The organism is Bifidobacterium gallicum DSM 20093 = LMG 11596 (assembly GCF_000741205.1).
In the GTDB taxonomy this organism is placed as follows: Bacteria; Actinomycetota; Actinomycetes; order Actinomycetales; family Bifidobacteriaceae; genus Bifidobacterium; species Bifidobacterium gallicum.
Map to the genome: position 1 here is coordinate 20,283 of NZ_JGYW01000008.1, position 26,126 is coordinate 46,408.

A 26,126-nucleotide genomic window follows, 5' to 3' on the forward strand; every position below is an offset into this window, starting at 1 on the left:
TAGTGCCTGAAGTTCGTTCCCGACCCGACCGGACGAACGGCCGGCGGAATTGAGCCGTTGACGGAGCTGAGCCGTTGATGGAGCCGAGCTGTAGGCGGAGCTGAGCCGTTGATGGAATGCAACTGGTCGCGGAACGCAACTGTTGACGGAACTGAACTGTTGACGGAACCTAATCCCCAAATGGAGCAGTGAGCAGAGTATGACCCAGACAAAGCAGCGTGTGGCGATCATGTATGGCGGCAAGGCCGATGAGCATTCAATTTCCTGCATTTCCACAGCGAGCGTGCTGCGTGCGTTGGATGCCGAACGATTCGAGCCCGTGCTGATCGGCATCACGCGCGATGGCGTGTGGATTGTGGATGGCGAGGACCCGCGTGCATGGGACCTGGCTGCCGGACTGCCGAGCGTGGAGCAGGTGCCGGGGTCCCGTCCGGTGGTGCTTGACATGAGCCAGGGCGGCGACGGATTCTACGCGCGCAATGCTGACGGCACGCTGGAATCGTTGGGCCATATCGATGTGGTGTTCCCCGTGCTGCATGGTCCCAATGGTGAGGACGGCACGATCCAGGGATTGTTCGAGATGCTCGGCGTGCCGTATGTGGGGTGTGGTGTGCTCGCGTCGGCTGCGAGTATGGACAAGCATTATACGAAAGTGCTGCTTGACAATGCGGGCATTGCCGTGGCCAACGGCATCACGCTCGACACGCGTGCGTTTGATGCCGACACGCAGTTTGCCGCCCAAGGTGAGACGCTGCTGAACATGGTCGAGGAAGCCGGACTGCAGTATCCGCTGTTTGTCAAGCCGTCGCGCGCCGGATCGAGTTTCGGTGTGACGAAGGTGGACCGTGCGGGCGATGCCGTGTCCGGGGCCGCGCAATTGGCCGCCGCCGTGTATGAGGCCGCGCAGCATGATTGGCGAGTGCTTGTTGAGCAAGGTGTGGACGCGCGCGAAATTGAATGCGCCGTACTGTGCCCTGTGGCCGGACAGCCTGTGCAAGCGAGTCTGCCTGGCGAAATTGTGCTCGACCGCCGTGCCGAGGGTGACGACCAGTTCTACGATTTTGACAGCAAATACATGGATAAGCAGGCCAGCCATGTGGAAGTGCCCGCGCATTTGCCCGAGGACGTGCTTGAACGCGTGCGCGAAACGGCGATCAAGGCGTTCAAGGCAGTCGACGGTATGGGCTTGAGCCGTGTGGATTCGTTTGTGACGGCTGATGGCGATGTGATTGTCAACGAAATCAACACGATGCCGGGCTTCACGTCGATCAGCATGTATCCCAAGGCGTGGGAGGCCAGCGGTTTGCCGTATGGCGAGCTGATCACGACGCTGATTGAAGGTGCAATCGAGAGTGGGGCGCAGCGCTGAAGCTGAGTGAGGCTGTACTGCGGCTGTAGTGAGAAAGTTTCGTAAGTTTCGGGGGCGTGCGCGTAAACTGGCACGGTATTGCTGTTGATGGGGCAGTGGCGTGACGCTGTATTGGTGATGAATCGGCGACGGACCGGTGACGGGGCGTCGTGAGTATTGTCACTGTCCACAACGGCTGGGCAATCATACAGTTGATTGCAGATACTGTGAAGGAGCAGAACGTGACCGCACCAAATTACAACCCGAACAATGGACCCTCCTACGGCCAACCGCAGCAGCCTCAGCCGCAGTATGGTGAGCAGCCGGCGTATGGCGCACCAGCGCCGCAGGCCCCGAACCCGTATGCACAGAACGCCTACCAGCAGCAGCCGGCAGGGCAGACGGGCTATTACAATCAATCGGCCTATCAGCAGTCCTATACGCAAGAGAAGTACAACGGTTTGGCCATTGCCGGATTCGTGTGCTCGTTCCTGTTCCCGCTCATTGGTCTGATCCTGAGCATCATTGGTTTGAACCAGATCAACAAGAACGGCGGCAAGGGCAAGGGCCTGGCCATTGCAGGCATCATCATCTCGATTGTATTTATGGTGCTCAGCGTGATTGGGACCATGTCGGGCTTCAGTTATGCCCTTCTTAGTTCATTGAATAGCTGACAATTACCGGACCACTTCAGGTTTTTAGGATTACCCAAGGTTTATATGATGGCACAGCCCACGCCGCAGCAACCTATGCCTCAGCCCACGCCGCAGCAAAGTCTGCCTGCGGCGTCCGGCGCTGGACAACCCCTTCAGCCAGCTCAGGGCCCGCAGCCCACGCAACCAGCCCAGCCTTTCCAGCCGGCTCAACCTGTGCAATTTGGGCAGCCAACCCAATTTGGGCAGCCAACCCAATTTGGCCAGCCAATGCAGACTCAGCAGCCGATGCCCGAGCAGTTCCCAGCTCAACCGATAGCTACGCAACCCATGCCAGCAGCCCAGTTTGCCCAGCCTTACGGAACTTCCCAGCAGTGTAATCCGGCTCAGTCTTACGGAATTTCTCAGCCATTCGGCCACGCTCAGCAATTTGGCCCGGCTCAGCAGTTTGACGCTGCTCAGCAGTTCAGTCAAGCTCAGCAGGTCGGCCAACCATTGCCGAACCAACCGATGGCTCCAATCTCGCCGTCAATCTCACCCTCAGTAGATGCGATGGACGCTGGCATGCCACCGGTCTCCTACGGGCAACCGCAGCTGACCTATCAGCCCCAGTTCCAGCCTCAATCTCAATCTCAGCCAGTTTGCCAACCCCAGCCTCAACTCCGGCCGTCCGCGCAATTCGCGCCCCAAAGCACGCCCCAATTCGCGCACGCATACCCCCAGACAGCTCCGGCTGTCCAGGTTCCAGCGGCTCAGGGTGCTCCGGTTGTTCCATCCGCTCCGGCCATTCAGACCGCTGCACCCGCCCAACTTCCGCCCGGCCCGCAGGTCGCCTATCCCGCGTGGGTCGACCCGCTGCGGCTCGTGGCGGCCAAAGCATGCTACAACCGTGTGGCCTTGGGTGCCGTGGTCATGCTGCTGACGTTCCAGGTTATCGTCACGGGCGCCATCCTGGCTTTGAACGCCGCGCACGCGGATCTTGACAATATTTGGCTGACAATGTTCCTGCAGGACTTTGTGCTGTATTTGATCGCGATGCCGCTGGGTTTGCTGACGATGCGCTCTGCCAAACCCGTGCCGACGCAACAATTTTCCATGACTCCGGGCCGTTTTTGCCTATTGTTGCTCATGTGTTTGCCGATCATGTACGGCGGCAATATCATCGGCATTGTGCTTGCCGGGCTCGTCTCGGGCGGCAAGGCATCGAACTCATTGGAGACCACGTTCTCGCAAAGCGTCTGGGCCAATCTTGTGTTCACTGTGATTGCCGCGCCTCTGATGGAGGAGTGGTTCTTCCGCAAGCAGGTCATCTCGCGTTTGCGCCGGTTTGGCGAGAAACCCGCGATTTTGATTTCCGCGATTATTTTTGGTATGGGCCACGCCAACATCTATCAGTTCTTCTACGCGTTCGGTCTGGGACTGTTGTGGGGCTGGATTTACATGCGCACGAGCCGTTTGCGCTACACAATCGCGATGCACATGTTCGTCAACCTCAACGGCAGCATCCTCAGTTCGTGGGCTGCCGAGGCCACGGAACGCAAGGACGTGTGGGCGGCCATCGGCACGATGTATCTGCTGCTCATGATGGGTGGCGCAATCGCCGGTTTGGTATTGCTCATCGTCAAACGCAGCATGTTCATTTTCTACACGGCTCCTGAACAGCTGCCGAAGGGTCAAGCCGGTCCCGTCGCGTTCGGCAACGTCGGCATGATCATGTTCATTGTGGTCGCCGTGCTGTTGACGGCACTTTCAATCATCTCTCAAATGAGTTAATTATTATTTCCGCAGCAGCACCCAATCCTCCAACCACTTCGCCCCGTCTGACACGAATCTACGGGTCGAAGTGGTTGTTATTTTTCTTGGCCTGTTCAGCAAGCCAGTTCAATCTGTTCACGGCGGCTTTCTTCGCGGTGTATTACGTGTTCGTCGTGCGCATGCTGAACATGGATGCCGCGCAGGTCGGCCGAGCGCATCATGGCGTTGGCTGCCGAACCTGCCGGCGCACTTGTGGGCGGTTGGCTCGCCGACGTCATCAACCCCGGCTAGGTATTGGCCGGCTGCGCGCTAGGCATGGCCGTCTCCGTCCTCTGGACCCTAGGCCCCGCCTCCCGCTCCCTCCTCACCTCCGACACCCCCGAATGGCATCGATTCCGCGCGAATATCCCCCTGTTTCGGTCCGGGACGTGCCGCCCCAACCATCAACTTCGGCGAAGGTGTATCTTTCCTGACCAGCTTGGTTAGGAAAGATACGGTTCTGGGCTGGAAGTTGCGTCTTTCCGGACCGGCCTGGTCAGGAAAACCGCATTTTTGGGCTGGAAACTGCGTTTCTTCTAACCAGAGTGGTCAGGAAAACTGCAGTTTTGCTCAAACCCGTATCGTCGTTGTACCTGCGTGGTACAGAAAACGATACGGATTCGCCGGCATCAACCGTTGCGCTCGCCGATCGCCCCGTTCGAAGCCCATCGACTGACTGCTGACCCCACCTTGGGTGGGGTCGGTTCAGGTGTAAGGATTGTTATTTCTGGGGTTGCGCGGTGGCCGTTGTGTCGGCTTGGATGTTTTGCTCAATAAGGCTGCAATGCGCGATGGCGCGCGTTACGCTGTCGGCCAGTGAGCTCAGTTGCACGCCTTGCTTGGCCAATGCGTAAATCTCGCCGGTGATGCCGTAGGGCGACAATCCCGTGAACTTTACAATTGGAGCCATCGCCATATCGAGATATTGCGCGCTGCGCTGCTCCACAAGATCGGCTAATTCCTTGCTGAGCTTGTCGGGATCGGTGCCTGATTTGGCCGTGAATGGCACTTTCACCAAGCCTTCGGTGGTGGGATTGAGCTTCTCGATCGCCGATGTGCTAAGCACGGAGTTCGGTACGAGCACCGTATTGCCCGATCGCGAGCGCACAATCGTTTGACGCCATGTGATGTCTTCCACAACGCCTGTGGTGCCCGAAATCGTGACCACGTCTCCAGGCTGGATCACGTGGCCGACCATCAGGTCGAAGCCGGACACAATGTTCGCAATCCAGTCTTTGAGGCCGAGTGACAGTGCCAAACCGCCGATTCCCAACGCGGTGAACACGGTGGTCGGGCTAACGCCGAACACGGGTTGCAGTACGGCTGTGGCTGCTAACGTCCAGATTAGGATGCGTACAATGTTGACGAACAACGAGACGTTGGGCACACCCGTTTTGGCCAATGCTCGCTGCATGATGCGCGTAATGGTACGCGCAAGCAGCAATGCGAGCAAAAATACGACGACAAGCCAAATGATCTTGCCCGTATTGTTATGGAAGAAATCGGAAACGTTGTGCAGCAGCGCGTCAGGCATAGGCGGGGGCGGCCAGTGAGGCGGTGATGTAGTTGGGCAGCGGGCGTTCCGTGGCGAATGCGCGACGCCAGTATGTGCGCAGGCTCTCTTTGGACATGGCCATGTACAAGCCCATGACGAGCATTGCCGTGTCTTCGTCCATGAGTTCCTCAACGCTGATATCGCCGTCGATCGCCGCCCAATCCTGCAGGATCGAGATCAGGCCGCCGACTGAGAAATTGATCAGCATGCTGGTGCGCTTGTCGATCGTTTCGGGGTCGAGGTCGAGCAGGCTTATGAATGTCAGGCGCATGAAGTCGCGCAGCGACTCGCGCAATTCAGGCGCGCTGTTCGATCCTGTCAACAAGGCCAAACGGTCGATGCGGCGGCGTTGTTCGGGCTGTTCGAGCAGGCTGGTGCAGTAGAAGCGCCATTCGGTTTCGGGGCGCAAATGCATGTGGGCCTGTGGTGTGGCTGGACGGGGTATGTTCTCTACTTCGCGCAAAATGGCGGCGTCGGCCAGTTCGGGCAGTCCAGAGAAGTGGTAATAGAACGAATTGCGGTTCACGTCGGCCATGCGCACCACATCGGTTACGGTAATCCTATGGTATTCGCGGTCGGCCAACAGCTCCCAGAAAGCGTTCTCCATCCTCTCCTTGGCAGGGAGCATGTGGGAATCGCGACGTGGTCTTGGCATCAGTTTCTCCTTTTGAGACCAGTTTACTGGGCAATGTGCTATCAGCTGTTGGCGATGCTATGCGACTGTGAGCCAACCTGTTGACAAGCGTTGTTTCATCGTGGCATCATGCATGGCTATGCAAATTATTGCATAGCCATGCATGATGGTGTGTAAGGCACTGATTACTCTGCGCCAGCTGATCGGTTCACGTCGGGATTGTGGGAGAGCGCAGCGCCCATGATCATGCCCATGACTTGCATAATTACCTTGCGTTGATCGCTATCCAACCCCACGAATTCCGAGAGCATGTCGGGTATCTGACCCAATCCGCTTGTGGCGATTTGTGATGGTCGCTCATGGCCTGAAGCTTCCAATACGCGGAACAATGCGGCGACTCCGCGCTCGATGCGTTCGGGCGGATTGGTGTCGAGCCAATGGTTCATGTCTGCATAAAACTGCTGGGATTTGGGGGAGAGCTCAGGTACTGTGTCAAATTGGTCTCCCTTGGTCAGCCAATTGAATCCGGAATGCTGCATGATGCCATCCACATTTGATTTGACGATGATGTGGTGTTCGCGTTGTGGCATTGTCATCAGCAGGCCAATGATTGACGAGTCAGGCATGACCTTCGTGATGCGGTCGACGATTGCGGCATACTCTTTGCTCGATGCCACACCTGAGGGGAATCCTGGGCCGTCCATCGAGAAAATGCGTTGGATGCGGTCCTGGATGCGTTCTTCCACATTCATCGCCGCATACACGGCCAGGTTGCCGCCTTTGGAATGGCCCGTGAGCATGATTGGACCGTCCCACAATTGCGCCACACGACGTAAATAGTCGGCCGCCATGCGTTGCGCCGGCACGGGATAGGCGTAGGACATGTCAAAATCTTCGCGCCATCCCACGAGCGTGTCATCAGTGCCACGGTATCCGATCACCAACGTCCCGTCAGGAAGCTTGTAGGTGATTGCCGCGAATTGTGTGGCCTGGTCGGTGCGGAATCGCACTTGGGCCGCATTGAGTTCAGAAGAGCTGAACCGTGGATTGCCTGCGAGTGTGCGATAAAACGCTTCGGTCACTTTCCCAGGCACGAACGACGGTTCGGTGGTCGGCGCTTCCTCACCGTCGGCAACAGGGTGGAATTGCGCCATGTCGCGGATCTTGACGCCGTTGTAAGGCACTTGGGCTATGGCGTGGGTGGAAGCCAGCGGATGCTTCCAATCAAACTGTTTGAGACGCTTGGCCAACGTGCCATAACGTTCTTCGAGCTCGTCGAGTGTGGGGATTTCGTCGGGAATCGGACAATAGGCCAACATGGCGTATACGAGCGCGTCCACTTCATTGAACGGTACGACGCTGAAATCCTGGGTTTCCGTCTGCACGTAATCCGTGACGGTCCCCATAACGCCTCCTTCTCGTGCCATACGAATGCAAGTCATGGTAAAAGAACAAGCTTGGAATATAGGCAAAGAATTGTCTAACAAACTGATGATTCACCATCTGCGAAATGATGTGTTCTTGACCAATCGAACAAGACGCATCGGGTCGTGTGTCGCCCGATACAGCCCAGGTTGGCGCGATGTCGGACGTGTCAGTCACAGTGGTCAAATGCCAGCTATGCTCATTGCCTTGGAAAAAGTGTTCCTGTGGTTCCTGTTCTACTCATTTGTGGGGTGGCTCTGGGAAACCTGCCTGAACATCGTCATGAAGAAACGCTTCGTCGATCGCGGTATGCTCAACGGACCGTTATGCCCGATTTACGGATTTGGCGCGATGATCGTGATCTTCGCGCTGGCCGATGAACACGTGTGGTACGTTGTGTTCCTGTCGAGCGGCGTACTCGCCTGCACACTCGAATACGTGACCTCATGGGGCATAGAAAAACTGTTCCATGTGCGCTTCTGGGACTACACGAACAAACCGTTCAACATCAACGGCCGCGTCTACCTCAACGGATTCCTGTTCTTCGGTCTTGGCGCCACCGTCGTCAAAGAATGGGTGCAGCCGCAAGTCATGCATGTGCTAGACATGTGGACGCCACTGGCATTGACGATCACCAGCGGCATTCTGCTGGCGATCTTGCTCGTCGACTTCACGATCACACTGGCCGGCCTGATCAACATGAACAGCCGACTCGGCCATGTGGAACAAGACATCAAAAACCTCAAGAAACAAGAAATCAGCGTGCTCGACGTGGGCATCAACGACACGGACGCGCGACTGGCCGCACTCGAACAAACCGTCAAACACACGTTCTCGTATCAGCAGCGCCGCCTGATCCGCGCCTACCCGAAATTGCAAAGCACACAGCATTCGTTGCAACTCATTGAACAAACACGCGACTTGCTGATGAAGAAAATCCCTAAAAACATTGCCCCCAGCGCTCATCGCAACGCCAAGGGCAACGCAACCAAATAAGCTCCGATCGGTAATCAGCGGCCATAGACTTCGGTCACAAACCTGCGCAATGCAGGAATGGCCGCTTCCACCTTGGACGTATCAAGGCAGAACGACATGCGCACATAGCCAGGCATGCCAAACGAATCGCTCGGCACCATGAACAAGTCATAATGCATGGCCTTTTCACAGAACGCATTCGCATCGTCTTCAAGCGCCTTGGGGAACATGTAGAACGTGCCACCAGGACGCACCACTTCAAAACCAAGCTCAATCAACGTGTCGTACAGCAGCTCCATGTTCTTGCCATACACAGCCAAATCAGCCGTTTCATCAATCACACGGGCTACAGCGCGCTGAATCGACGCACCCGGGCAATTATGCCCAGTGCAACGTGAAATTTGCGTGAACATCGGGCCGAAAATGTCAGCCTGCTCAGCCTTGGGATTCACAGCCACATAACCGATGCGCTCGCCTGGCAGCGACAACGACTTCGAGAACGAATAGCAGCTCAACGTGTTGTCGTAGAACTTGCTCGGATACGGCTGCTCGGCACCATCGAACGTGATCTCGCGATACGGTTCATCAGAAATCAAGAAGATCGCATGCCCGTATTCCTCTTGCTTGGCACGCATCAAATCAGCCAAACGCTGCAATGTGGCAGCCGAATACACAGCGCCCGACGGATTGTTCGGCGTATTAATCAGGATGGCCTGCACGTTCGGATTCATCGCCTGCTCAAGTGCCGCAAAATCAATCTGGAAATCCTTGGGATCGCAAGGCAACACGGTCAACGTCAGCCCGGCGGCCTCGCTGTATGGGCGGTATTCGGGGAAATACGGCGCAAACGTGATCATCTCGTCACCGGGCTTCGTCACAGCGCGGAACGCATGCGCCAACGCAGCCGTGGCACCCGAAGTGGGATAGATGTGGCTGGGCTCATAATCCATCCCAAACCGGCGGTTCAACGAATCAGCCACCGCCTGCGTGAACACGGGAAGGCCAGTGGACGGGCTGTAGCCATGCAACGCGATCGGTGACTCGGTTTCATACAAGTCAATCATCGCTTCGGTAAAGTCATGGGTGGTCGGAACGCTCGGGTTGCCAATCGAGAAATCAAACACATGCTGCTCGCCAACCTCAGCACGACGGGCCGCAGCGCGCTCGCTGATCGCGCGAATGACGGAACGTTCCTTCAGCATGTCTACATAATGCTCGTTAATCATGGCTCTCCTTCGCGGACGGCGGGACTTGCTACCTCCATCTTGGCGCAAACGCGGGCACAAGTCCACGGCACTATTCACGAACGTAAACGTACAGCGGCCACGTCACTGGAGTGTGAACGGGCGGCGCCGCGTTGCGCGGGGTTAATGGGCGTGGCACGGCATAGGTGGGCTGGAATGGACGGGTGACATGGGTGGGCGGATGGACGGGCTGGTCAGGAAGCGGGGAGAGTGGAGGGGCGGTGTCGTGTGGGGGTGCGGGGACTTGCGGGCGTGGGAGAGAAGGGCGTTGATGATGGTGACGAAAGTGGGGGTGAAGGCATGAAGGAGCGGGTGTGCGGGACTGGTAAAGAAGCAGGTGTGATGTGGGACTGCGGGGGGCGCGGGAATTTGCGTGAGGGGGGGCGTGGGGGGAAGGGAGTTGATGATGGGACGAAAGCGGGGTGTGGGCGTGAACTGGCGTGGGTGCGGGTTCGGGAAGGAGTGGGGGTGGCGCAGTGCAGGGTTGCGGGGGCTTGCGTGCGCAGTTTTGAGGAGTTGATGATCGTGAAGAAAACGAGGGACGGGTGTGTGCATGTGGGCGAGCGTACGGACTCGTGAAATCTCTGTGCAAGCTGTGAGATAGAGGCGGACACCCCCTTGACATTCCACTAGGATGCTGAACCCTGGGGTCCACGCGAGTTCACAATGACGCAGACTCGTGGGGCGTAATGAATGAGAATGTATGCAGACGGAAGGCGAAGAGGATGTTCAATAAGCCAGACAACAGCCAGGCGACCGAGTTGTTCCCGCTACCTGAGCAGGATGAGGGTGCGAAATATGTGGTGATTCCGGGTCCGCAGAAAGGATATGTGGCGCTGCAGCTGCCCAACGGCGGCCTGCAAATTCTGGCATGGATGAGCGATGACCTGCGCGTGTATGGCACAGACCAGCCCATTTCCGGCGTTGATGAGGATACGCTGCCGCAGCTGCGCATCGATCCGTGGAGCGGCATCCCGGACACGGGTTCGATCCGCGTCTATGATCCCAAGCAGCCCGGGCGCGTGATGACAATCGGCGAATACGCGATCAATGGCGGCAACTATGAGTTCCGCAGCCTCAATGCTGACCTGGGCGGCGCGATTCAGCGTTCGTTCCCGGTCGCGGAATTCCTGGCGCTCGCGTGGCTGTCGTCGTACTACATTCCGACGCTGCACAACAAGCCTGTTGGCATGGGTGCGGGCCGTATGACCGAAGTCTTTGAAGAAATGATGGGCATGCCGCTGCCCGACGCCATTGACATGATGATCTGGAAAGGCGCGACGAACAATCCCGACGCCACCGACTTCGACCGTTATGTGGCTCGACAGCTCGTGGAAGCCGGTGCAGGCCAGCTGCGCCAGATCGCATCCGAACATGATCTGGGCTTCACGCGTCTGGGCACAAAGATGTTCTGGATTTTCAACATCGACGAGCTCGAAGGGCTGCAGCGCGACGTGGCATTGGCCACGGAAGCCGCGATGAACCGGTTGTCGTTCGTGGATTTGGACGCGCGTGACATTGATGACGAGATGGGCCTGGTCGGCACGGTGAACGAACGTATGGCGTGGAAGTCCACGAGCGACGCGTTGCACATGTTCGCCAAGCATGCCAAGTATGTGGAGGGCGCTTCAAAGAGGCCGAACCAGTATTTGTCGGTGTGTGGCGCTGAAGGCATGACGGGTGGCCCGTGGGATATCAGCACGCGGTTTGCGAACCTGTGCGAGAGCCTCATGTTGATGTTCCGTCTCGAATACCGTTTCGATATTGATCTTGATAACGGTGCGATGGTTATCAACTGCACGGTGCCGACGCCGCTGATGTTCCCCGGCAGTGGTCTGACCGACCAAGGCTGGGTGGACCTGCGTGCGCAGCGTCCGGCCCACGCCGCGTCGTACGCGATGCGTTTGGCCGCGTTGATGGCGCAGATGGCGTTTATGTCAAGCGTGCGTTTGACGAAGGTGACCGTGAACTGCTTGTCGGCCAGCTTGTCGGGAGACTGCGTGCTGTCGCTTGATTTTGACCGCATGCCGTTCCAGATGGCTACGTTGCATGCGTTGACTTCGGGCGCGCTCGACAATCCTGCGCTCGACACTGATCCGTTGGCCATTTACAACCTGATCAAGCCAAGCAAATACTCGTTGCAGTTCACATCTGACCGTGGACTGGCCCCATGTGAGCCGCTGCCGGTGAGCCCCACATTCGCGAGCAAGCATCTGCCCGTGTGGGCTGATGAGCGCGAGTTGCCTGCTGCTCTGGCTCGGCTGCTGAGCGCCAAGCGCGTGTGTGAGCTTGACGTGATGAAGGATGAAGGTTCGGTCTCCGGCAAGGAAATCTGGGATATTTACGAGCAGGCCGAGGATTCGCCAATGACGGCCCAGATGGAACTCGAATCAGTGGCGATGCAGCTGGAAAGCGAAGAGATGGATCACACTGATCCCAACGTCAAGCCGCTGTTCTGCGAGCGCCCGCTGATGCGTGCCCTCGTGGCGTTGGACAATCCGCCGGCCGGCACCACGTATCGCAAGGTGCCTGATGCGTTGTATAACGTGCATTTGCTGCTGGCGCGCATCTACCGTGATACGGGCAATTTCGAGGCGTCGATTAAGCATTCGCGCCAGGCTCAGGCGCTGTCGCCGACCACTCCGCAGGCGCTTGTGGAAGAAGCTGTGACGCATGTGGATGTGAATGATGATTTCTCGACGGCGATTGATTGCTTGATCCGCGCATTGCAGATCGCGTCGATTCCGGCGGATGTGTCGTTCATCTACTATCGTCTGGCGTTTGCCAATTGGCAGCAGGGCAACCAGAAGGTGGCGTTGGCGTGCTACACGCAGGTGTTGCAGAACAAGAACATGCCGCTCTACCAGTCGGCTGCCCGTGAGGTCAGCCAGTTGCTTGATGAGATGCATGACTACGACGAGATCATGTCGGTTGCCGAGTCCACGCATGTGCTCAAGAACGCTGGCATTCCGGTGGCTCCGACCTCGCAGGTGCGTGAGCTGATCGCCAAGTCGGCCATTGGTTTGGTGGATGCGGGCTTCCCGCGTGCAGCCGACGATATGGTCTGGCTGCTGGGCCGCTTCACCGAGGGTGATGTGATCGCCGCTATCGCCACGTCATTGCGTTGGGGCTGCGGTGAGGAAGTGGCGCCGACCGAGTTCCAGAGCGGTTCGCAAGAGGCTATGCTCGATGAGCTCAAGCGCGCGCTTGATCAGTGAGGTGACGCGAATGAGGGTTTGGGCCGTTATGCGGCTTGAGCGGAAATAAATAAAAATGAAGGTGGGTACTGCTTGCTGAAGCGGTACCCACCTTTGTTGTTGATGCTGGTGATGGATCAGGCGTGCGATTCGTTGCGGTCGGTGACGAGCGCGTCGGCCTCCTCGAACGTGGGACAGATCGGGATGCCGTGACGGTTGTGCTGGATCGCGAGCGAGGCGGCGGCGTTCGCGAGCTGGGCGGCCTGCTGCAAGTCCATGCCGTGGGCCAGCGCCGCGCACAGCGCGCCCGTGTGGCACGGACCAGCCGAGCGGATGTGCGTGCCTTTTGTCTCAAAACCGGGGACGTGCTGGACGTCGTGGCCCACATGCTTGATCCACACGCCGTGGCTGCCGCCGCGCAACACGAGCGACGAGCCGAGCGCGTTGCCGAGCTGCTCGCACAGGCTGAACATGCGATCGTCGAAGCCGCCGGAAATGCGCATGCCGAGCGTCTCGTCGATCGTGATGCCCAGATTGTCGGCCAGTGTTGTGGCCTCCTGACGGTTCATTGACCAGATCGGTTTGGCTGCGGCGAGCGCGCGCACGGTGTCGATGTCGGCGTCCCCAAGGCGGCTCGTGGGCGTGATGATCAGGCGGAACTGGCGAGCGTCGGGCTGGCTTTCGGGACGGTCGAGGAAACGGCGGATGCCTTGGGCCGTGCTGTGCAGCAGCGCGACGCCGAGGATGTGGACCACGTCGCCGGTCTCGGGGCGCACGGGATCGTATAGGTGGGCGTCGGCGATCGTTTCGGCGCCGAAATGCTTGATGTATGTTTTCTTTTCGCCGTCGTTGAGGATGACGCGGTAGCCGTTGTCTTGCTGCGTGCTGACGGGACCGATGTGACGGATGCCGGATTCGTGCATGAGTGTGGTGATGTTGTGCGCGAACGGCCCGTCACCCATTGGCGTGGCGATGACGGCCTGCGCGCCCATGCGCGTGGCCGCTTTGGCGACGGGGAAGCTGCCGCTGATCGCGTTGACGGCCTGCTCGGCGACGGTGAAGTCGCCCGGATGCGGGAACGAGTCGAGCGTGAGCATTTCGTCAACCCAGATTTGGCCCAGACTGTAGACGGTCGGGACGTGAGGTGCTGGTGCGGGCTGTGCTGGTGCGGGTTGTGTTGTTGCTGCGGCTGCGGTGGGTTGTGTTGTTGCGGCCTGTGCTGCGGCAGTCTGTTCGGCTGCGCTCGGCTGTGTGTGGTCCATAATCGTTCCCTTCTGACGATGGTGCACCTGGCTGGTTCCGTGTCTTGAATCTGCTGGGCGGATTCAAAGAGGTGGAGATGGACGATTCGTCACACCTGTTACGCCACGGACATCCGCGTCACGACGTCTGTGTTTACCCAAAACCCCTAATTCGAGGATTCATTGCTGAATCTGCACGCAATTGTACTGCATGCGGGGGTGAAGGGGGTAGGAAATTGGGGAATGTTGAAATGGAGAAATGGTGAAGCGCGCGGGTGGGGTGGTTGGGGCATGCGGGCTGAGCGTGGTTGGGTGCCTGAGAAACCGTGTCGGGGGCGGTGATGAAGTGCGTGAAAACCGTTGGCGGATAACGGTTTTTGCGTTTATCCGAGCTGAATTGTACACTTGTGTAGTTGTGTGTTCGCCCATAACCGTGCTTCGTCTTGGTTATCGGTGTAATGCGCAGACTTGCAAGTCAATAGTAAATGTAGGGAGACCATAATGTCTGCTCGTTGCGCAGTGTGTGGCAAGGGACCCAAGAGCGGTTTTTCTGTTACCCACTCTCATATCCGCAATAAGCGCCTCTTCCGCCCGAACCTGCAGCCGGTTCGCACCACGATCGAAGGTGAGAACGTCCGCATTCGCGTGTGCGCGAAATGCCTCAAGGCTGGCAAGGTCGCTCGCGTGAAGGCCTGATTGCTAAGCGATAAACCCCGGAAGCGATTCGCCTCCGGGGTTCTTTCGTATTCGCCTCCCTTTATCTAGGATGCGTCTCCTCTCTGCAATCCGCCTCCCTTCATCCGTAATCCGTCTCCCAATCCGGCCCAATCCGTTCCTCCAAGTCACCTCACAATCTATTTCTTAGAGCTAGTCACATTCCCATAACCTGGCCCACTCCCATAAGCCACCTCCGCAATCCTCTCCTGCGCGCAACGCAACTCCATTTATCCGCAATCTTTCCCTCCCCACAGTTCAGTCCCGCAGTTCAGCCCGATAATCTGACTTTGCAGCTCATCCCCATAATCCGTACCTCCCATCCGATTCCCGTGATTTTCCTCAATCCAACCCCAACGTGCCCCACAATCCGCCCCCACGGTTAGCCCCTGGCAATCCGCTCCCCTCCAAACTGCATCTTTCCTGACCAGGTTGGTCAGGAAAGTAGCGGTTTGGGGGCGAGAATTGCAGTTTTCCTGACCACGCTGGTCAGGAAAGTAGCGGTTTGGGGCTGGAAAGTGCAGTTATTCTTACCAGCCTGGTCAGGGGAGGTGCATTTTGGGCCGGGGAAGTGCAGTTTTGCTTACCAGCCTGGTAAGGGGAGATGCAGTTTCGGCCTAAAAGTTGCGTTTTTCTTGACCGGCCTGGTCAGGAGGGATGCGGTTTCGGGTGGTGAAGTGCGTTTTTCCTGACCGGTCTGGTCAGGTGGGACACAGTTTTGGGTGGGAAAGTGCAGTTTTGCTGACCAGTTTGGTCAGCAGGGATGCAGTTTTGTCCCGGAAATTGCGTCTTCTCTGACCGCGCTGGTCAGGAGGGACGCGTTTTCGCTTGGAAACTGTGGCTGGGCTGGCTGGGGTCCGACGCAACGGGATTGCAGTTTGGGTCCACTACTCGCCCTTCCAACGCAACGGACCCCGGCTCGTCCCTCCAACTCACCTCGTCAGCCGGCTCTCCGGTTCGCCGCTCTTGCCCGCGCTCCAACTTGCCCGCCCCCACCGGTCGGCTCCCGGCTGGACCCCATTCCTGGAGGGCGTGATTCAGCGGCGTCCAGTGGCTAAGATGGAGCGCATGGTTGCCGTCACGCTGAACACCCCGCTCGCTTCGCTGCTCACGAACAAACGCCGCGTGAGTGCGCTCAAATCATTGGGTTTGACCACCGTCTCCGACGCGCTGACCTACTACCCGTTCCGCGTGACCGACCCCGTGCCCGTGCGCGCGCTCAAGGAAGCCCGTTTCGGCGAAAAAATGGCGTGCGTCGCGCAAGTGCGCTACTGCCGCACCGTGCCCATGGCTGCCCGCCGCGGCTCGCGCCTCGAAGTCATCGTCGACGACTCGCCGTCCGCCGCCAGCCGCCAGATGCCGCCCTCGCAGTGCTCGCTCGTATTTTTCTCACATCGCCCGTCCTACGTGGACTGGATGGCCTCGCGTTTGCAGCCCGGCCAACTCATCGTGCTCGCCGGCGACCCGAGTTCGTTCAACGACCGCCTGCAGTTCACGCATCCTGAGATTTTAACTATTTCCCCGCCAGCCACACTAGCATCCTCAGCACTCACATACGACTGCGATTCTGTGCCCGAGGCGCTTGCTCGTGTATGCCGACCACGGCCCGTGTACCATGCTTCATCGCGCATTTCAACCGAGCACATTCACGAGACGATCCTCGGATTGTTGCGCCTGCTTGCAGGCCTTGACATGACGGTGCCCGATCCACAGCAAGGGCCGAGCAACGACGTATCAGTCGCGGCAACCACGTTGTTCGACGCTTCGGAGCACACGCGAACCGCGCTATTGCAAGCCATTCCCGACGTTCTGCCCGAACCCGTGCGCGTGCACAACCATCTGATGCATCGCGCCCAGGCATTCAGCCAGATTCATGATCCGCAGACCGTGCATGCGTTCAAAGACGCGATTGGCACGATGCGGTTTGAAGAGGCGTTCATTTGTCAAACAGCATTGCTGATGAGTCGCGCGGCGGCCAAACAGGGCAACGCGTGGAGCTGCACCGATCAGGTGTTGCGCGAGCAATTCATTGAGCAGCTGCCGTTCTCGCTGACCGCCGGCCAGCAACTCGTGATTGACGCGATCGCGCACGACATGGAACAGGACCATCCGATGCAACGCCTGCTGCAAGGCGAGGTGGGCTCAGGCAAGACTGTGGTGGCTGTGGCCGCAATGCTGCAAGCCGTGGGGTCAGGGCATCAGGCCGTGCTCGTGGCGCCAACACAGGTATTAGCCGAACAGCATGCCGCCTCGATTGCAAAGATGGTCAAGGATTTGGACAGCCAAGACTTTTGTAGCCAATCCGGCTTGAAAAAACCGGACGGCCATGCTAGTGCCAAGGCCCAAGACGATGCATCGGACGCACAGGAAGCACGCAGCGATGATGCGGCTGACGGTGGCAGTGAGGGGGCGCGAGAGGAGCCGGCGACGGCGAAGTCGGTGTCACGAAAACAACAAATCAATATGAACCTGGGCACCCCCCAAGTGCCCGTGTATCTGCTGACGGGCGGCATGAAACTCGCCGAGCGCAGGCGTGTGCTGGCGGCGGCCGCGGGAGGCGAGCCGTGCATTGTGATCGCGACGCACGCCGCGTTTTCCAAAACGTTCCAAGCGCCGAACCTAGCGCTGGCCGTGGTGGACGAGCAGCACCGGTTCGGCGTGGAACAGCGTGAAACGTTGCGCGCCAAAGGCGAGCGTGACCCGCACCTGCTCGTCATGACGGCCACGCCGATCCCGCGCACGGCCGCGATGACATGGTTCGGTGACCTTGACATTTCTGAACTGACGGAACTGCCGGGCGGACGCAAACCAATCCGCACGTTCATTGTTCAGGAAGCGGACGCGACGCGCATGGGGTCGATGTTTGCGTTGATTCGCCAGCGTATTGATGCGGGGGAGCGCGCGTATGTGATTTGCCCGCGCATTGATGCCGATGAAGAGCAGCCGGACCAGGGTGAGGGCGACGGGCCGCAACTGTTTGATGATGGCGAGGAGTCGACACCCAAACCGCCGTTGCATTCTGTGGAGGAGATGTTCACACGGCTGCAGCATTTGCCGCAGTTTGCTGGCGTTGCGTTTGCGCGGTTGACAGGACGAGACGATGATGCTACCAAGAACGCCGTGATGGCCGATTTTTCGTCGGGACGCACGCCGGTGCTCGTGGCGACGACCGTGGTCGAAGTGGGCGTGGATGTGCCGCAAGCCAGTTGCATTGTGATTTTTGATGCGGACCGCTATGGGCTCTCGCAGTTGCACCAGCTGCGCGGGCGTGTGGGCCGAGGAGGCACGAATTCGTGGGCATTCCTGATTTCGCGCGCTGAGGACGGCACGGTGGCCCAGGAGCGGTTGATGGCGATTGAAGGCACGTTGGACGGCGCGCAGATCGCGCAGAAAGACTTGGAATTGCGCGGCGCAGGTGACGTGCTGGGCGATGCGCAGTCGGGTGGCAAGAGCTCGCTCAAACTGTTGCGCGTCGTCAAGGATGCCGGTCTGATTGCGCAAGCGCGTGACGAAAGCGCCGAATTGTTGGAAGCGGATCACGATTTGCACCAATGGCCGCAGCTGGCCGGTGCCGTGCTCGACTTCACGCGAGGCAATGAAGCGTTCTTGCATAGTTGATGGCGCACGTGACTGATGGCGCACGTGGCTGACGTGCCGTGCATCTGACGTGCTGCACGCAGTGTGACGGGGCGCGCAAGTGGGCACCGCAGGGCGCGTCATGAACGCAAGACTCGATGCGAGGCTGGAGGCAGGGTTGAACGCGAGCGCCGCTCGTGAGACTGGAAACGCGTGCCACTCGCGGAACTCGACGCGAGGCTTGCGTAGAGTGAACGTATGCGCATCATTGCAGGACGATTCAAAGGAGTGCCGCTGACCACGCCGCGGTCGGGCACGAGGCCAACGACCGATAGGACTAAAGAAGCCATTTTCTCGCGTTTGGATGCGCGACAGCGTGTGGATGGCGCTCGCGTGCTCGACTTGTATGCGGGCACTGGAGCGTTGGGATTTGAAGCGTTGAGCCGTGGCGCGCAATCCTGCGTATTCGTTGAGTATTCGGCGCCGGCCGCCAAGCTGATCGCACAAACAGCCACGGCACTCAAGGCGCAGCGTGCGTGGGAGCCTTCAATGAGCGTGCACGTGGTCAAGGCCAAAGCTGAACGGTATGTCGAAAAAATGGCCGGCCATCATGAAGATGGTTTGTTTGATCTGGTCCTGATCGACCCGCCGTACGCTGTGACGACCGACGACTGCAATGCGCTGCTCGAACGTCTGGTATCTGGCGAGCTCGTGCACACGCCCCAAGCTGGGCATGATGAAGATCGTCAGGATGAAGCTAGTCATGATGGCCCCGAACAGTACGGCCCGCTGCCGCTGATCATGCTGGAACGCTCCACCCGCTCCAAAGCCCCGACCGCCCCGACAGGTTGGACACTCGCCGACCGCCGCGACTACGGCGAGACAGCCGTGTTCTATTTCTCGCCTGATTGCTCACCCGCGCAAGCCTGAGCAGTCCTGTCCGCGCTCCATGCCGGGCAGGACTCGCTATCTGTCTTGTGGCGCCATCTCGAACTTCAGTTGGCAATCGGCCGCAACGTGATCGCGAATGTGAAGTCCTCGGCATCCAGACGATACCGCTTGGCCAGTTCCGGTCCGCAGCTGTTCGAGCCGACGCCCGACTGCATCACGTCAAGATTGATTACGTTGGCGTCCTCGCAGCGCCGCAACTCATAGTCGTGGGCCGCTGCCGTCATCGCTTCAGCCGTATACGGCAACGCCTGGAAATCAAACGTATCGACGCCGGCAACCGTGTGGCATTCACCGCGATCCGTAGCGTTAGCTCCCGCGTCCGCTTCCGCAAGTATTCCCGCGTCTGCCGCAACCGCGCCCGCATCTCCCGCGGCAATTCCGTGCGTTTCCAGCGCGCTTGCGATACCACGTTCTGCCGCATCCGCGCGTTCCAACGCACCAGCTTTTTCCCGCGCCACCACACCTTCCGACGCGTCCATGCCGTCGCCGGCCAGCGCAAGCAGCGCGCAGCCGTCCCCGGCAATCATGGCCCATGAGCAGTCATGATGATTGCCGTTCTCCTGCGGCCGGATTTCATGCTCACCCAACGTTTCCGGCGTGCCCTCAAACACGCCGTGCCAGCATGAACGATGCTTGTCCACATAACTTTCGTTCGGCCCCAGACCGCAATACGTCACGTTCGGCATGCTGCGCGGCACAAACAGCCGCAGCCCGAACCTCGGCAAATACGGGAATCCCGGCGCGCGATGCACGTCCATATGCAGCGCCACCGCCCCGTCGGCATGCACGGTCCACACGGCATCCATCGTGGCGATGCGCTGCACGCCGGCCGCCACGAGTCCCAGCCGCGCCTTGATTTCAATGGCCGTCACATCCAACGTGTCCGCTGGGTTCAACGCGCCCGACAAGTCCGTCACATCCGTCGCGCCCGCGCCCGCATCTAGACCGGCGTCGTCCCGCCCCGCGCTCGCCACGCCGCTTGACGCCACGGCTTGCACGGCTACGTCGTACGCACGCACGTAGGCCTGGTCATACTGCGCTTGCCGCCATTGTTCTGCAATCATGCGGTCATTGTCGGTTGGCGCGCGCCAAATCTGCACGTCCATCGGCCGGCGCAACAATGAACGGTTCGCAAATCCCATCTCGTCAAACATGCCCGTGCGCTTGTTCAGCGTGTATCGCCACTGCGATCCCGTGATCACATAATGGCTGCTCGTCTCAGCAACGCCGATCACGTCGCCCTGCTCGTCGCCGCCCGCAATTTCGGCGTGCTGCTGCGCCACCCACCGGTTATGCGCGCTCGCGTCGACCACAACCTCGTCGAATCCGAGTTCGAACAGTTCGTCCATAATGCGGTCGCCGGGTTCACCATACGTCACGCCGATCGTGCCGCGCGTCACGGGTTGCCGCGTCAGGTAGCGCACGACGACCGTCAGCTTGCCGTGCTCGCTACCGAGTTCATCGAGCGTTGGGAAATTTTCCAGTGGTATTTCCGCGGTTGCGTGCGCGGCGATATCAAGCTGCTGTGCCGCCGCCTCGCTGAGCAGGTGGTAGCGCTGCATGATGCCGTCGTCATAGAGCTCCCACATGATTGTGACGGCATCGCCCAGTCGCACAAAGTCGAGCATGTTGCGCACGGTCACAGTGCCGCGCTTCCAATCAGCGGCTACGATGCGGGCCGGTCGATGCACGTTTTTGAATTCGTCAAGTCCCGAGTGTGGCGTGCGGTCAGGTGAGACCAAGCCGTCCACGCAGAAGTTGCCATCATGCAGTGTTTCACGTGAATCACCACCGTAGGCATAGATGCGTTGGCCATCGGCGTTGACACCGCGGTCAATCGCGTGGTCGCACCATTCCCAGACGTAGCCGCCAATCATGCCATCAAACCGTTGCATGCAGGCGAAATAGTCCTCAAGGTCGCCTGGGCCGTTGCCCATCGCATGGCTGTATTCACAGAGCAAATACGGCTTGACTTGGCCATCGATACGCAAACCGTTCTCGCCATTGGCGCCATCCACGTCACCCGAGGCATCGGGCTTGGGGCCGTCAGGCGCGAAATAGGCTTCAATCTCTTCAATGGAGGCATACATGCGGCTATGCACGTCGATATTGCGGTAATCGTGGGCATCATGGCCGCCTGGTTCCACGTAACGCGCGCTTTCGTAGTGCGTCAGGCGGCTTGGATCAAATCGTTTCGTCCAGGCCAGTGCGGCCTCTTGGCAGCAGCCGTAGGCGCCTTCATTGCCCATTGACCAAAACAGGATGCTCGCATGGTTCTTGTCGCGTTCCACGCTGCGGCGCACACGGTCCACGGTGGCATCGGTGAACTCAGGATTGTTGGCGATCAGCGCATTCCAGTCAAGTTCGGCGTGTTTGGCATCCTGTGCCGGATTGCCCGTGGAGGGGCGGATTTGGGCGGCTGCCCCATGGGCTTCGTAATCGGCTTCGGCCACCACATAGAAGCCCATGCGGTCAAACAAATCGTAGTATTGCGGCGCATTGGGGTAGTGACTCGTGCGAATGCCGTTGACGTTGTGCTGCTTCATGAGTTCAAGGTCGGCGAGCATCTGTTCGGTGCTGATCGTGTAGCCCGTCACGGGGTCGCAGTCGTGCCGGTTCACGCCGTGGATAGTGATCGGTGAGCCGTTGAGCAGTACGCGCTGATGACGTCCGTCGGGAGTATCAAGGCTGATCTGGCGCAATCCGAGCGGTTGCATCATCGCTTCGCCCGCGCAGCTCAGTTCCAGCGTGTAGCAATAGGGGTCTTCGGCATTCCAGGCATGGGCGTTTGGCACGGTGAGCTCAGCGGTTGCGCGCGCGACAAATGAGCCTCCTTCGCCAGTCGGGTCGTCGGACCATTCCGCCGGTTCTGCCATGATGCCCGCGTTGGGCTGGCTGACCCCGGCGGCCACCTCAGCGCCTGAGGTGTCACGCAAGACGACGGTGACGGGGCAGACGTGGCCATCACGGAAATCAATATCAATGGAGACGTGAGCCTGGCCCTCGTGAAGCGACGTGTGGACGAAGTAATCCCGAATGCCGGACGTGGGGCGAGTCAGCAGATAGACGTCGCGGAAGATGCCCGACATGCGGAACTTGTCTTGGTCCTCAAGATACGTGCCGTCACACCATTTGAGCACGAGCACAGCGAGAGTATTGTCGCCAGGCTGCACAAAATCGGTGACCTCGAATTCGCTAGTGCTGTGCGAAACCTGCGAATACCCAACGAAATCGCCGTTGAGCCACACGTAAAAACAGGAATCGACGCCCTCAAAATTTAAGAATGCACGTGGTGCGGACTCGTCGGGCTCATAATCGAACTGGCGCAAGTAAACGGCGCACGGGTTGTGCTGCGGCACAAAAGGCGGGTCGAGCGGAATCGGATAGCGCACGTTCGTGTACTGGTGATGGTCGAAACCCTGCTGCTGCCAGACGCTCGGCACGGGCGTCGTCGTGTAACCGGCGGAAGGAGTGGGCGCGAACCCCAGATCGTAGAAGGCCGGGCTGAACGCGTTTTTGGCGGCGCTCACCTCGGCGTCGAGGTCGAGCAGGCTTGAGTAATACTTGAAATCCCATTCCCCCGAAAGCAGTTGGAAGCGGTCGGAGTCAAGGCGGCGGTCAACGGACGTGTCCATCGGGTGCGAAGCGGGGATGTAATAAGCGCGGTTGGGCTCGCAGCCGTCGTGCAGCACATGCAGGTCTTCGAAATAGCGCGGAATGAACACGGGGCAGCCTCCTTGCCGGTCGGGCGCGTGCGGAAAATGACGTGCCGGGCGATGCGTCCGCGACCTATTCTACTGGGCGGACGCGCCTTGAAAATTGTAGAGGAGTGTGTTGTATAGTTGCTAGGTTATTTACACACGCGGGACCCTCTCTTACCCGCGGGGTGTAAGGAACACGTGGGTACGCCGATCTTTGCCCCACACTGAAAGGCGCACGCCCACCCCTAACTACCAAGGAGAGCCATTTTGGCAACCAAGATTCGCCTGAAGCGCATGGGCAAGAAGTTCTACGCCATCTACCGTGTGGTCATCATGGATTCGCGCAAGAAGCGCGACGGCAAGGCCATTGAGGAGATCGGTCTGTACAACCCGAACACCCAGCCTTCCACCATCGAGATCGATTCCGAGCGCGCTCAGTACTGGCTCGGCGTTGGCGCTCAGCCGACCGACCAGGTGAAGAACCTGCTCAAGATCACGGGTGATTGGCAGAAGTTCAAGGGCCTCAAGGGCGCTGAAGGTCACCTCAAGACCGTCGCCCCGAAGCCGGAAGCTGAAGTCCTCGTGGCTGAAGCCGAGAACGCAGCCCAGAAGCTCAAGGCCGCCAAGTCGGAAGCCGATGCCAAGGCCAAGGCCGAGGCTGAAGCCGCCGTTGAGGCCGCTGATGAAAAGGTCGAGGCCGCAGAGGCCGCAGAAGCCGTTCAGGAGTGATGCATCATGCTTGCACAAGCCGTGGAACATTTGATCAAGAACATCGTTGATTTTCCAGATGATGTTTCCGTCAAGTCCCATGAGAACGCCCGTGGCGAGCTCATTCGCGTTCGTGTCAACCCCGAAGATATCGGTCGTGTGATCGGCCGTTCGGGTCGTACTGCCAATGCCGTGCGCACCGTGGTGCAGGCCATGGCGGACCACAAGGTTCGCGTGGACATCATGGACGTGCGCCGGTAACGGAAACAAACCCGTTGCCGGGAACGGCAGTTGTATGCCAGTGATGGTGACGGCAGTTGGCCAACGTTGGACGTGGGCAGTGACAGGCTTGCGGTACCGTGGGGTGCCGCGAAGTGCCGTGCTGCCGGAAAGTGCGTCGAACGGTTGAACGGCGCAACGGTTGAACGGAAGCGGTGCGACTGTTGATAGTGCAGCTGGGAGTGGTGTAATTGCGAACAGCTTGACCGTAACAGTTGACGAGTGAATGGGTGATGGCTATGCAGCAGCAAGTGCAAGCAGCAAGCAATCCCAACGACGACCCTCAGCAGATGGATCTGCTGAGGGTCGCTCGCGTTGGGCGTGCGCAAGGATTAAAGGGTGAAGTGACCGTGCAGTCGTTCACGGATGAACCCGAATACCGGTTTGAGCCAGGGTCTGAGCTCTATACCAAAGATGGCGAGCAGACGTTCGTGGTGGAACGCTCGCGCAGTATGAAAAATCGTTGGATTCTCAAGTTTGAGGGCGTGGACGACCGTACAGCGGCCGAAGCGATCAACGGCACCGTGCTCTACGGCGAGGCTGATGATGCTGAAGACATGCTCGAAGAAGACGTGTGGTACGCCAAGGATCTGGTGGGCCTTGAAGTGCGCATGGCACCGGACAACCTGCTGGGTCTTGAAGAAGACCGCCTGATCGGCAAGGTTGTGGACGTGATTGACGGTCCGCAGTGGCTGCTCAAAGTGCGTTTGGCCGAACCTGTGCGTGATGCTGACGGTGTGGTCGTGGAAAAGACGGCATTGGTGCCGTTTGTGGAGCAGATTGTGACGGAAATTGACCCCGAACAGCAGGTGGCTCTGATTAATCCTCCCGGCGGGCTGATTCCGGGACTCGGCGTGATGGATGTGAGCGAGGAGAACTGAACCGTGGCGGACATGGAAATCGACATCGTATCGGTGTTTCCCGAATATTTTGACGTGTTGAACCTGTCGCTGCTGGGCAAGGCGCAGCACAACGGATTGGTTGAAGTGCGCACGCACAATCTGCGTGATTGGACGCATGACGTGCACCAGTCCGTGGATGATACGCCTGTTGGTGGCGGTGCCGGCATGGTCATGAAGCCCGAAGTGTGGGCCGAATGCCTTGACGAGCTGCTCGGGCTCGATCCCGTGGACGATGTGTTGGGCGCAGCGGCGGATGCGGCTGGTGTCGGAGTTGCGGACGTGGTCGATGCTGCCGGGGATTCGCTGACGGGGCCGGTGCTCGAAGAGGGCAATGACGGCAGTGAGTCGCTGGCGTTCGGATCCGTGGTGGCGCAGGTGCTGCAAGATTCGGTGGCCGACCGTGAGGCGGCTGCGGCAGCAGAAGCGGCTGCGGCAGGAGAAGCGGCTGCGGCAGGAGAAGCGGCTGCGGCAGGAGAAACGGCTGGAGAGAGGGTTGAAGAGACGACTGGTCAGCCTGTCGGCGACGGGATGCCTGATCATGGTGCGCAGGGTACGGTACTGATTTTCCCGAATCCGTCAGCGCCATTGTTCACGCAAGCCGACGCGACCGAGCTGTCCACAAAGCGCCATCTGGTGTTCGGTTGTGGACGTTATGAAGGCTATGATGCGCGCATTCCCGAGTACTACCGTGCGCAGGGTGTGGATGTGCGCGAGTATTCGATTGGCGACTATGTGCTCAACGGCGGTGAAGTGGCTGTTTCAGCCATGATCGAGGCGATCACACGCCTGATGCCGGGGTTCATGGGCAACCACGAGTCGATTGTGGAGGAGTCCTATACGGGCTCCAATGCGTTGCTTGAGCATTTCCAATACACGAAGCCGGCCCGCTGGCGTGGCATCGATGTGCCGGCAGTGCTGCTGTCGGGCGACCACGGCAAAGTCGACCGGTTCCGTCGTGATGAGGCCTTGGCCAAAACCGCGCGATTGCGCCCCGATCTGATCGAAGCGCTCAACTGCCATGACCTCGACAAAGCCGACCGCAAAATGCTGATGGCCCTAGGCTGGAACGTCTGCGGCAACCACCCCCGCCGCAGCTAACCATCTGCCCCTCTCCTTGCTGCGGCTACTGCGGAGGCGCGAATCGCCGGAAAACGCATCTTTTCGTACCAGCCCGGTCAGGAGGGATACATTTATGGCCTCGAAACTGCCATTCCCCTGACCGGCCTGGT

Annotated in this window: 18 protein-coding genes; 12 read left to right on the forward strand and 6 right to left on the reverse strand. The window is 59.1% G+C overall.

Annotated elements, in window-relative coordinates:
• Positions 1-199: 199 nt before the first annotated feature.
• The 3 genes from BGLCM_RS06485 to BGLCM_RS08510 all read left to right on the forward strand — a co-directional run bounded on the left by BGLCM_RS06485 (position 200) and on the right by BGLCM_RS08510 (position 3,774).
• The gene (locus tag BGLCM_RS06485; RefSeq protein ID WP_006294948.1) at positions 200-1,369 is read left to right on the forward strand and encodes a D-alanine--D-alanine ligase family protein; all 1,170 of its coding nucleotides are present in this window, start codon (positions 200-202) and stop codon (positions 1,367-1,369) included.
• A gap of 221 nt (positions 1,370-1,590) precedes the next feature.
• The gene (locus tag BGLCM_RS06490) at positions 1,591-2,022 is read left to right on the forward strand and encodes a DUF4190 domain-containing protein (RefSeq protein ID WP_044085194.1); all 432 of its coding nucleotides are present in this window, start codon (positions 1,591-1,593) and stop codon (positions 2,020-2,022) included.
• Positions 2,023-2,865: 843 nt separating this feature from the next.
• On the forward strand, positions 2,866-3,774 hold the full coding sequence (locus tag BGLCM_RS08510; RefSeq protein ID WP_052295106.1) for a CPBP family intramembrane glutamic endopeptidase: 909 nt from the start codon (positions 2,866-2,868) through the stop codon (positions 3,772-3,774).
• 742 nt (positions 3,775-4,516) lie between these two features.
• Here the strand turns inward: BGLCM_RS08510 and BGLCM_RS06500 are convergent.
• From BGLCM_RS06500 to BGLCM_RS06510, 3 genes are all read right to left on the reverse strand, one after another.
• On the reverse strand, positions 4,517-5,329 hold the full coding sequence (locus BGLCM_RS06500; protein WP_006294942.1) for a mechanosensitive ion channel family protein: 813 nt from the start codon (positions 5,327-5,329) through the stop codon (positions 4,517-4,519).
• Positions 5,322-6,005, reverse strand: coding sequence for a TetR/AcrR family transcriptional regulator (locus tag BGLCM_RS06505; RefSeq protein ID WP_044085179.1), 684 nt, complete (start codon positions 6,003-6,005; stop codon positions 5,322-5,324). The genes BGLCM_RS06500 and BGLCM_RS06505 overlap by 8 nt, the downstream gene beginning before the upstream one ends.
• 164 nt (positions 6,006-6,169) lie before the next feature.
• The gene (locus BGLCM_RS06510; RefSeq protein WP_044085180.1) at positions 6,170-7,390 is read right to left on the reverse strand and encodes a DUF2974 domain-containing protein; all 1,221 of its coding nucleotides are present in this window, start codon (positions 7,388-7,390) and stop codon (positions 6,170-6,172) included.
• 214 nt (positions 7,391-7,604) lie between these two features.
• Between BGLCM_RS06510 and BGLCM_RS06515 the strand changes: the two genes are divergently transcribed.
• Positions 7,605-8,405, forward strand: coding sequence for a putative ABC transporter permease (locus BGLCM_RS06515; RefSeq protein ID WP_006294939.1), 801 nt, complete (start codon positions 7,605-7,607; stop codon positions 8,403-8,405).
• Positions 8,406-8,419: 14 nt separating this feature from the next.
• On the opposite strand, the gene BGLCM_RS06520 is transcribed toward BGLCM_RS06515, so the two are convergent.
• The gene (locus BGLCM_RS06520; protein WP_006294938.1) at positions 8,420-9,610 is read right to left on the reverse strand and encodes a pyridoxal phosphate-dependent aminotransferase; all 1,191 of its coding nucleotides are present in this window, start codon (positions 9,608-9,610) and stop codon (positions 8,420-8,422) included.
• 743 nt (positions 9,611-10,353) lie between these two features.
• Here BGLCM_RS06520 and BGLCM_RS06530 point away from each other — a divergent pair.
• Complete coding sequence (locus BGLCM_RS06530) at positions 10,354-12,846, forward strand: tetratricopeptide repeat protein (protein ID WP_052295104.1); 2,493 nt, start codon at positions 10,354-10,356, stop codon at positions 12,844-12,846.
• 116 nt (positions 12,847-12,962) lie between these two features.
• Here BGLCM_RS06530 and BGLCM_RS06535 read toward each other — a convergent pair whose 3' ends face one another.
• Complete coding sequence (locus BGLCM_RS06535; RefSeq protein WP_052295103.1) at positions 12,963-14,087, reverse strand: PfkB family carbohydrate kinase; 1,125 nt, start codon at positions 14,085-14,087, stop codon at positions 12,963-12,965.
• A 480-nt stretch (positions 14,088-14,567) separates the two neighbouring features.
• Here BGLCM_RS06535 and rpmB point away from each other — a divergent pair, with 480 nt between their 5' ends.
• From rpmB to BGLCM_RS06545, 3 genes are all read left to right on the forward strand, one after another.
• Positions 14,568-14,762, forward strand: a complete 195-nt coding sequence (rpmB, locus tag BGLCM_RS08335; protein WP_006294933.1) for a 50S ribosomal protein L28 — start codon at positions 14,568-14,570, stop codon at positions 14,760-14,762.
• Between the two features lie 1,077 nt (positions 14,763-15,839).
• Positions 15,840-18,398 carry an ATP-dependent DNA helicase RecG gene (locus BGLCM_RS06540; RefSeq protein ID WP_006294931.1) on the forward strand — a complete coding sequence of 853 codons (2,559 nt, stop codon included), beginning with the start codon at positions 15,840-15,842 and terminating at the stop codon, positions 18,396-18,398.
• Positions 18,399-18,614: 216 nt separating this feature from the next.
• The gene (locus tag BGLCM_RS06545) at positions 18,615-19,286 is read left to right on the forward strand and encodes an RsmD family RNA methyltransferase (RefSeq protein ID WP_006294930.1); all 672 of its coding nucleotides are present in this window, start codon (positions 18,615-18,617) and stop codon (positions 19,284-19,286) included.
• A 65-nt stretch (positions 19,287-19,351) separates the two neighbouring features.
• On the opposite strand, the gene BGLCM_RS06550 is transcribed toward BGLCM_RS06545, so the two are convergent.
• Positions 19,352-23,032 carry a glycoside hydrolase family 2 TIM barrel-domain containing protein gene (locus BGLCM_RS06550; RefSeq protein WP_006294929.1) on the reverse strand — a complete coding sequence of 1,227 codons (3,681 nt, stop codon included), beginning with the start codon at positions 23,030-23,032 and terminating at the stop codon, positions 19,352-19,354.
• 243 nt (positions 23,033-23,275) lie between these two features.
• On the opposite strand from BGLCM_RS06550, the gene rpsP reads away from it, so the two are divergent.
• From rpsP to BGLCM_RS06570, 4 genes are all read left to right on the forward strand, one after another.
• Entirely contained in the window at positions 23,276-23,737 is a 462-nt protein-coding gene (gene rpsP, locus BGLCM_RS06555; protein ID WP_044085183.1) for a 30S ribosomal protein S16, read from the forward strand.
• A 6-nt stretch (positions 23,738-23,743) separates the two neighbouring features.
• Positions 23,744-23,977, forward strand: a complete 234-nt coding sequence (locus tag BGLCM_RS06560) for an RNA-binding protein (protein ID WP_006294927.1) — start codon at positions 23,744-23,746, stop codon at positions 23,975-23,977.
• A gap of 251 nt (positions 23,978-24,228) precedes the next feature.
• Positions 24,229-24,876, forward strand: coding sequence for a ribosome maturation factor RimM (gene rimM / locus BGLCM_RS06565; RefSeq protein WP_006294926.1), 648 nt, complete (start codon positions 24,229-24,231; stop codon positions 24,874-24,876).
• A 12-nt stretch (positions 24,877-24,888) separates the two neighbouring features.
• Positions 24,889-25,995: a tRNA (guanine(37)-N(1))-methyltransferase gene (locus tag BGLCM_RS06570; RefSeq protein ID WP_006294925.1), complete on the forward strand. Its 1,107-nt coding sequence runs from the start codon at positions 24,889-24,891 to the stop codon at positions 25,993-25,995.
• Positions 25,996-26,126: the final 131 nt, after the last annotated feature.

What these genes read in the sequence shown, in the direction of transcription:
- BGLCM_RS06485 (WP_006294948.1), top strand. Translation starts at nt 200, where the DNA reads ATGACCCAGACAAAGCAGCGTGTGGCGATCATGTATGGCGGCAAGGCC.
- BGLCM_RS06500 (WP_006294942.1), bottom strand. Translation starts at nt 5,329, where the DNA reads ATGCCTGACGCGCTGCTGCACAACGTTTCCGATTTCTTCCATAACAAT.
- BGLCM_RS06505 (WP_044085179.1), bottom strand. Translation starts at nt 6,005, where the DNA reads ATGCCAAGACCACGTCGCGATTCCCACATGCTCCCTGCCAAGGAGAGG.
- BGLCM_RS06510 (WP_044085180.1), bottom strand. Translation starts at nt 7,390, where the DNA reads ATGGGGACCGTCACGGATTACGTGCAGACGGAAACCCAGGATTTCAGC.
- BGLCM_RS06515 (WP_006294939.1), top strand. Translation starts at nt 7,605, where the DNA reads ATGCTCATTGCCTTGGAAAAAGTGTTCCTGTGGTTCCTGTTCTACTCA.
- BGLCM_RS06520 (WP_006294938.1), bottom strand. Translation starts at nt 9,610, where the DNA reads ATGATTAACGAGCATTATGTAGACATGCTGAAGGAACGTTCCGTCATT.
- BGLCM_RS06530 (WP_052295104.1), top strand. Translation starts at nt 10,354, where the DNA reads ATGTTCAATAAGCCAGACAACAGCCAGGCGACCGAGTTGTTCCCGCTA.
- BGLCM_RS06535 (WP_052295103.1), bottom strand. Translation starts at nt 14,087, where the DNA reads ATGGACCACACACAGCCGAGCGCAGCCGAACAGACTGCCGCAGCACAG.
- rpmB (WP_006294933.1), top strand. Translation starts at nt 14,568, where the DNA reads ATGTCTGCTCGTTGCGCAGTGTGTGGCAAGGGACCCAAGAGCGGTTTT.
- BGLCM_RS06540 (WP_006294931.1), top strand. Translation starts at nt 15,840, where the DNA reads ATGGAGCGCATGGTTGCCGTCACGCTGAACACCCCGCTCGCTTCGCTG.
- BGLCM_RS06545 (WP_006294930.1), top strand. Translation starts at nt 18,615, where the DNA reads ATGCGCATCATTGCAGGACGATTCAAAGGAGTGCCGCTGACCACGCCG.
- BGLCM_RS06560 (WP_006294927.1), top strand. Translation starts at nt 23,744, where the DNA reads ATGCTTGCACAAGCCGTGGAACATTTGATCAAGAACATCGTTGATTTT.
- rimM (WP_006294926.1), top strand. Translation starts at nt 24,229, where the DNA reads ATGGCTATGCAGCAGCAAGTGCAAGCAGCAAGCAATCCCAACGACGAC.
- BGLCM_RS06570 (WP_006294925.1), top strand. Translation starts at nt 24,889, where the DNA reads ATGGAAATCGACATCGTATCGGTGTTTCCCGAATATTTTGACGTGTTG.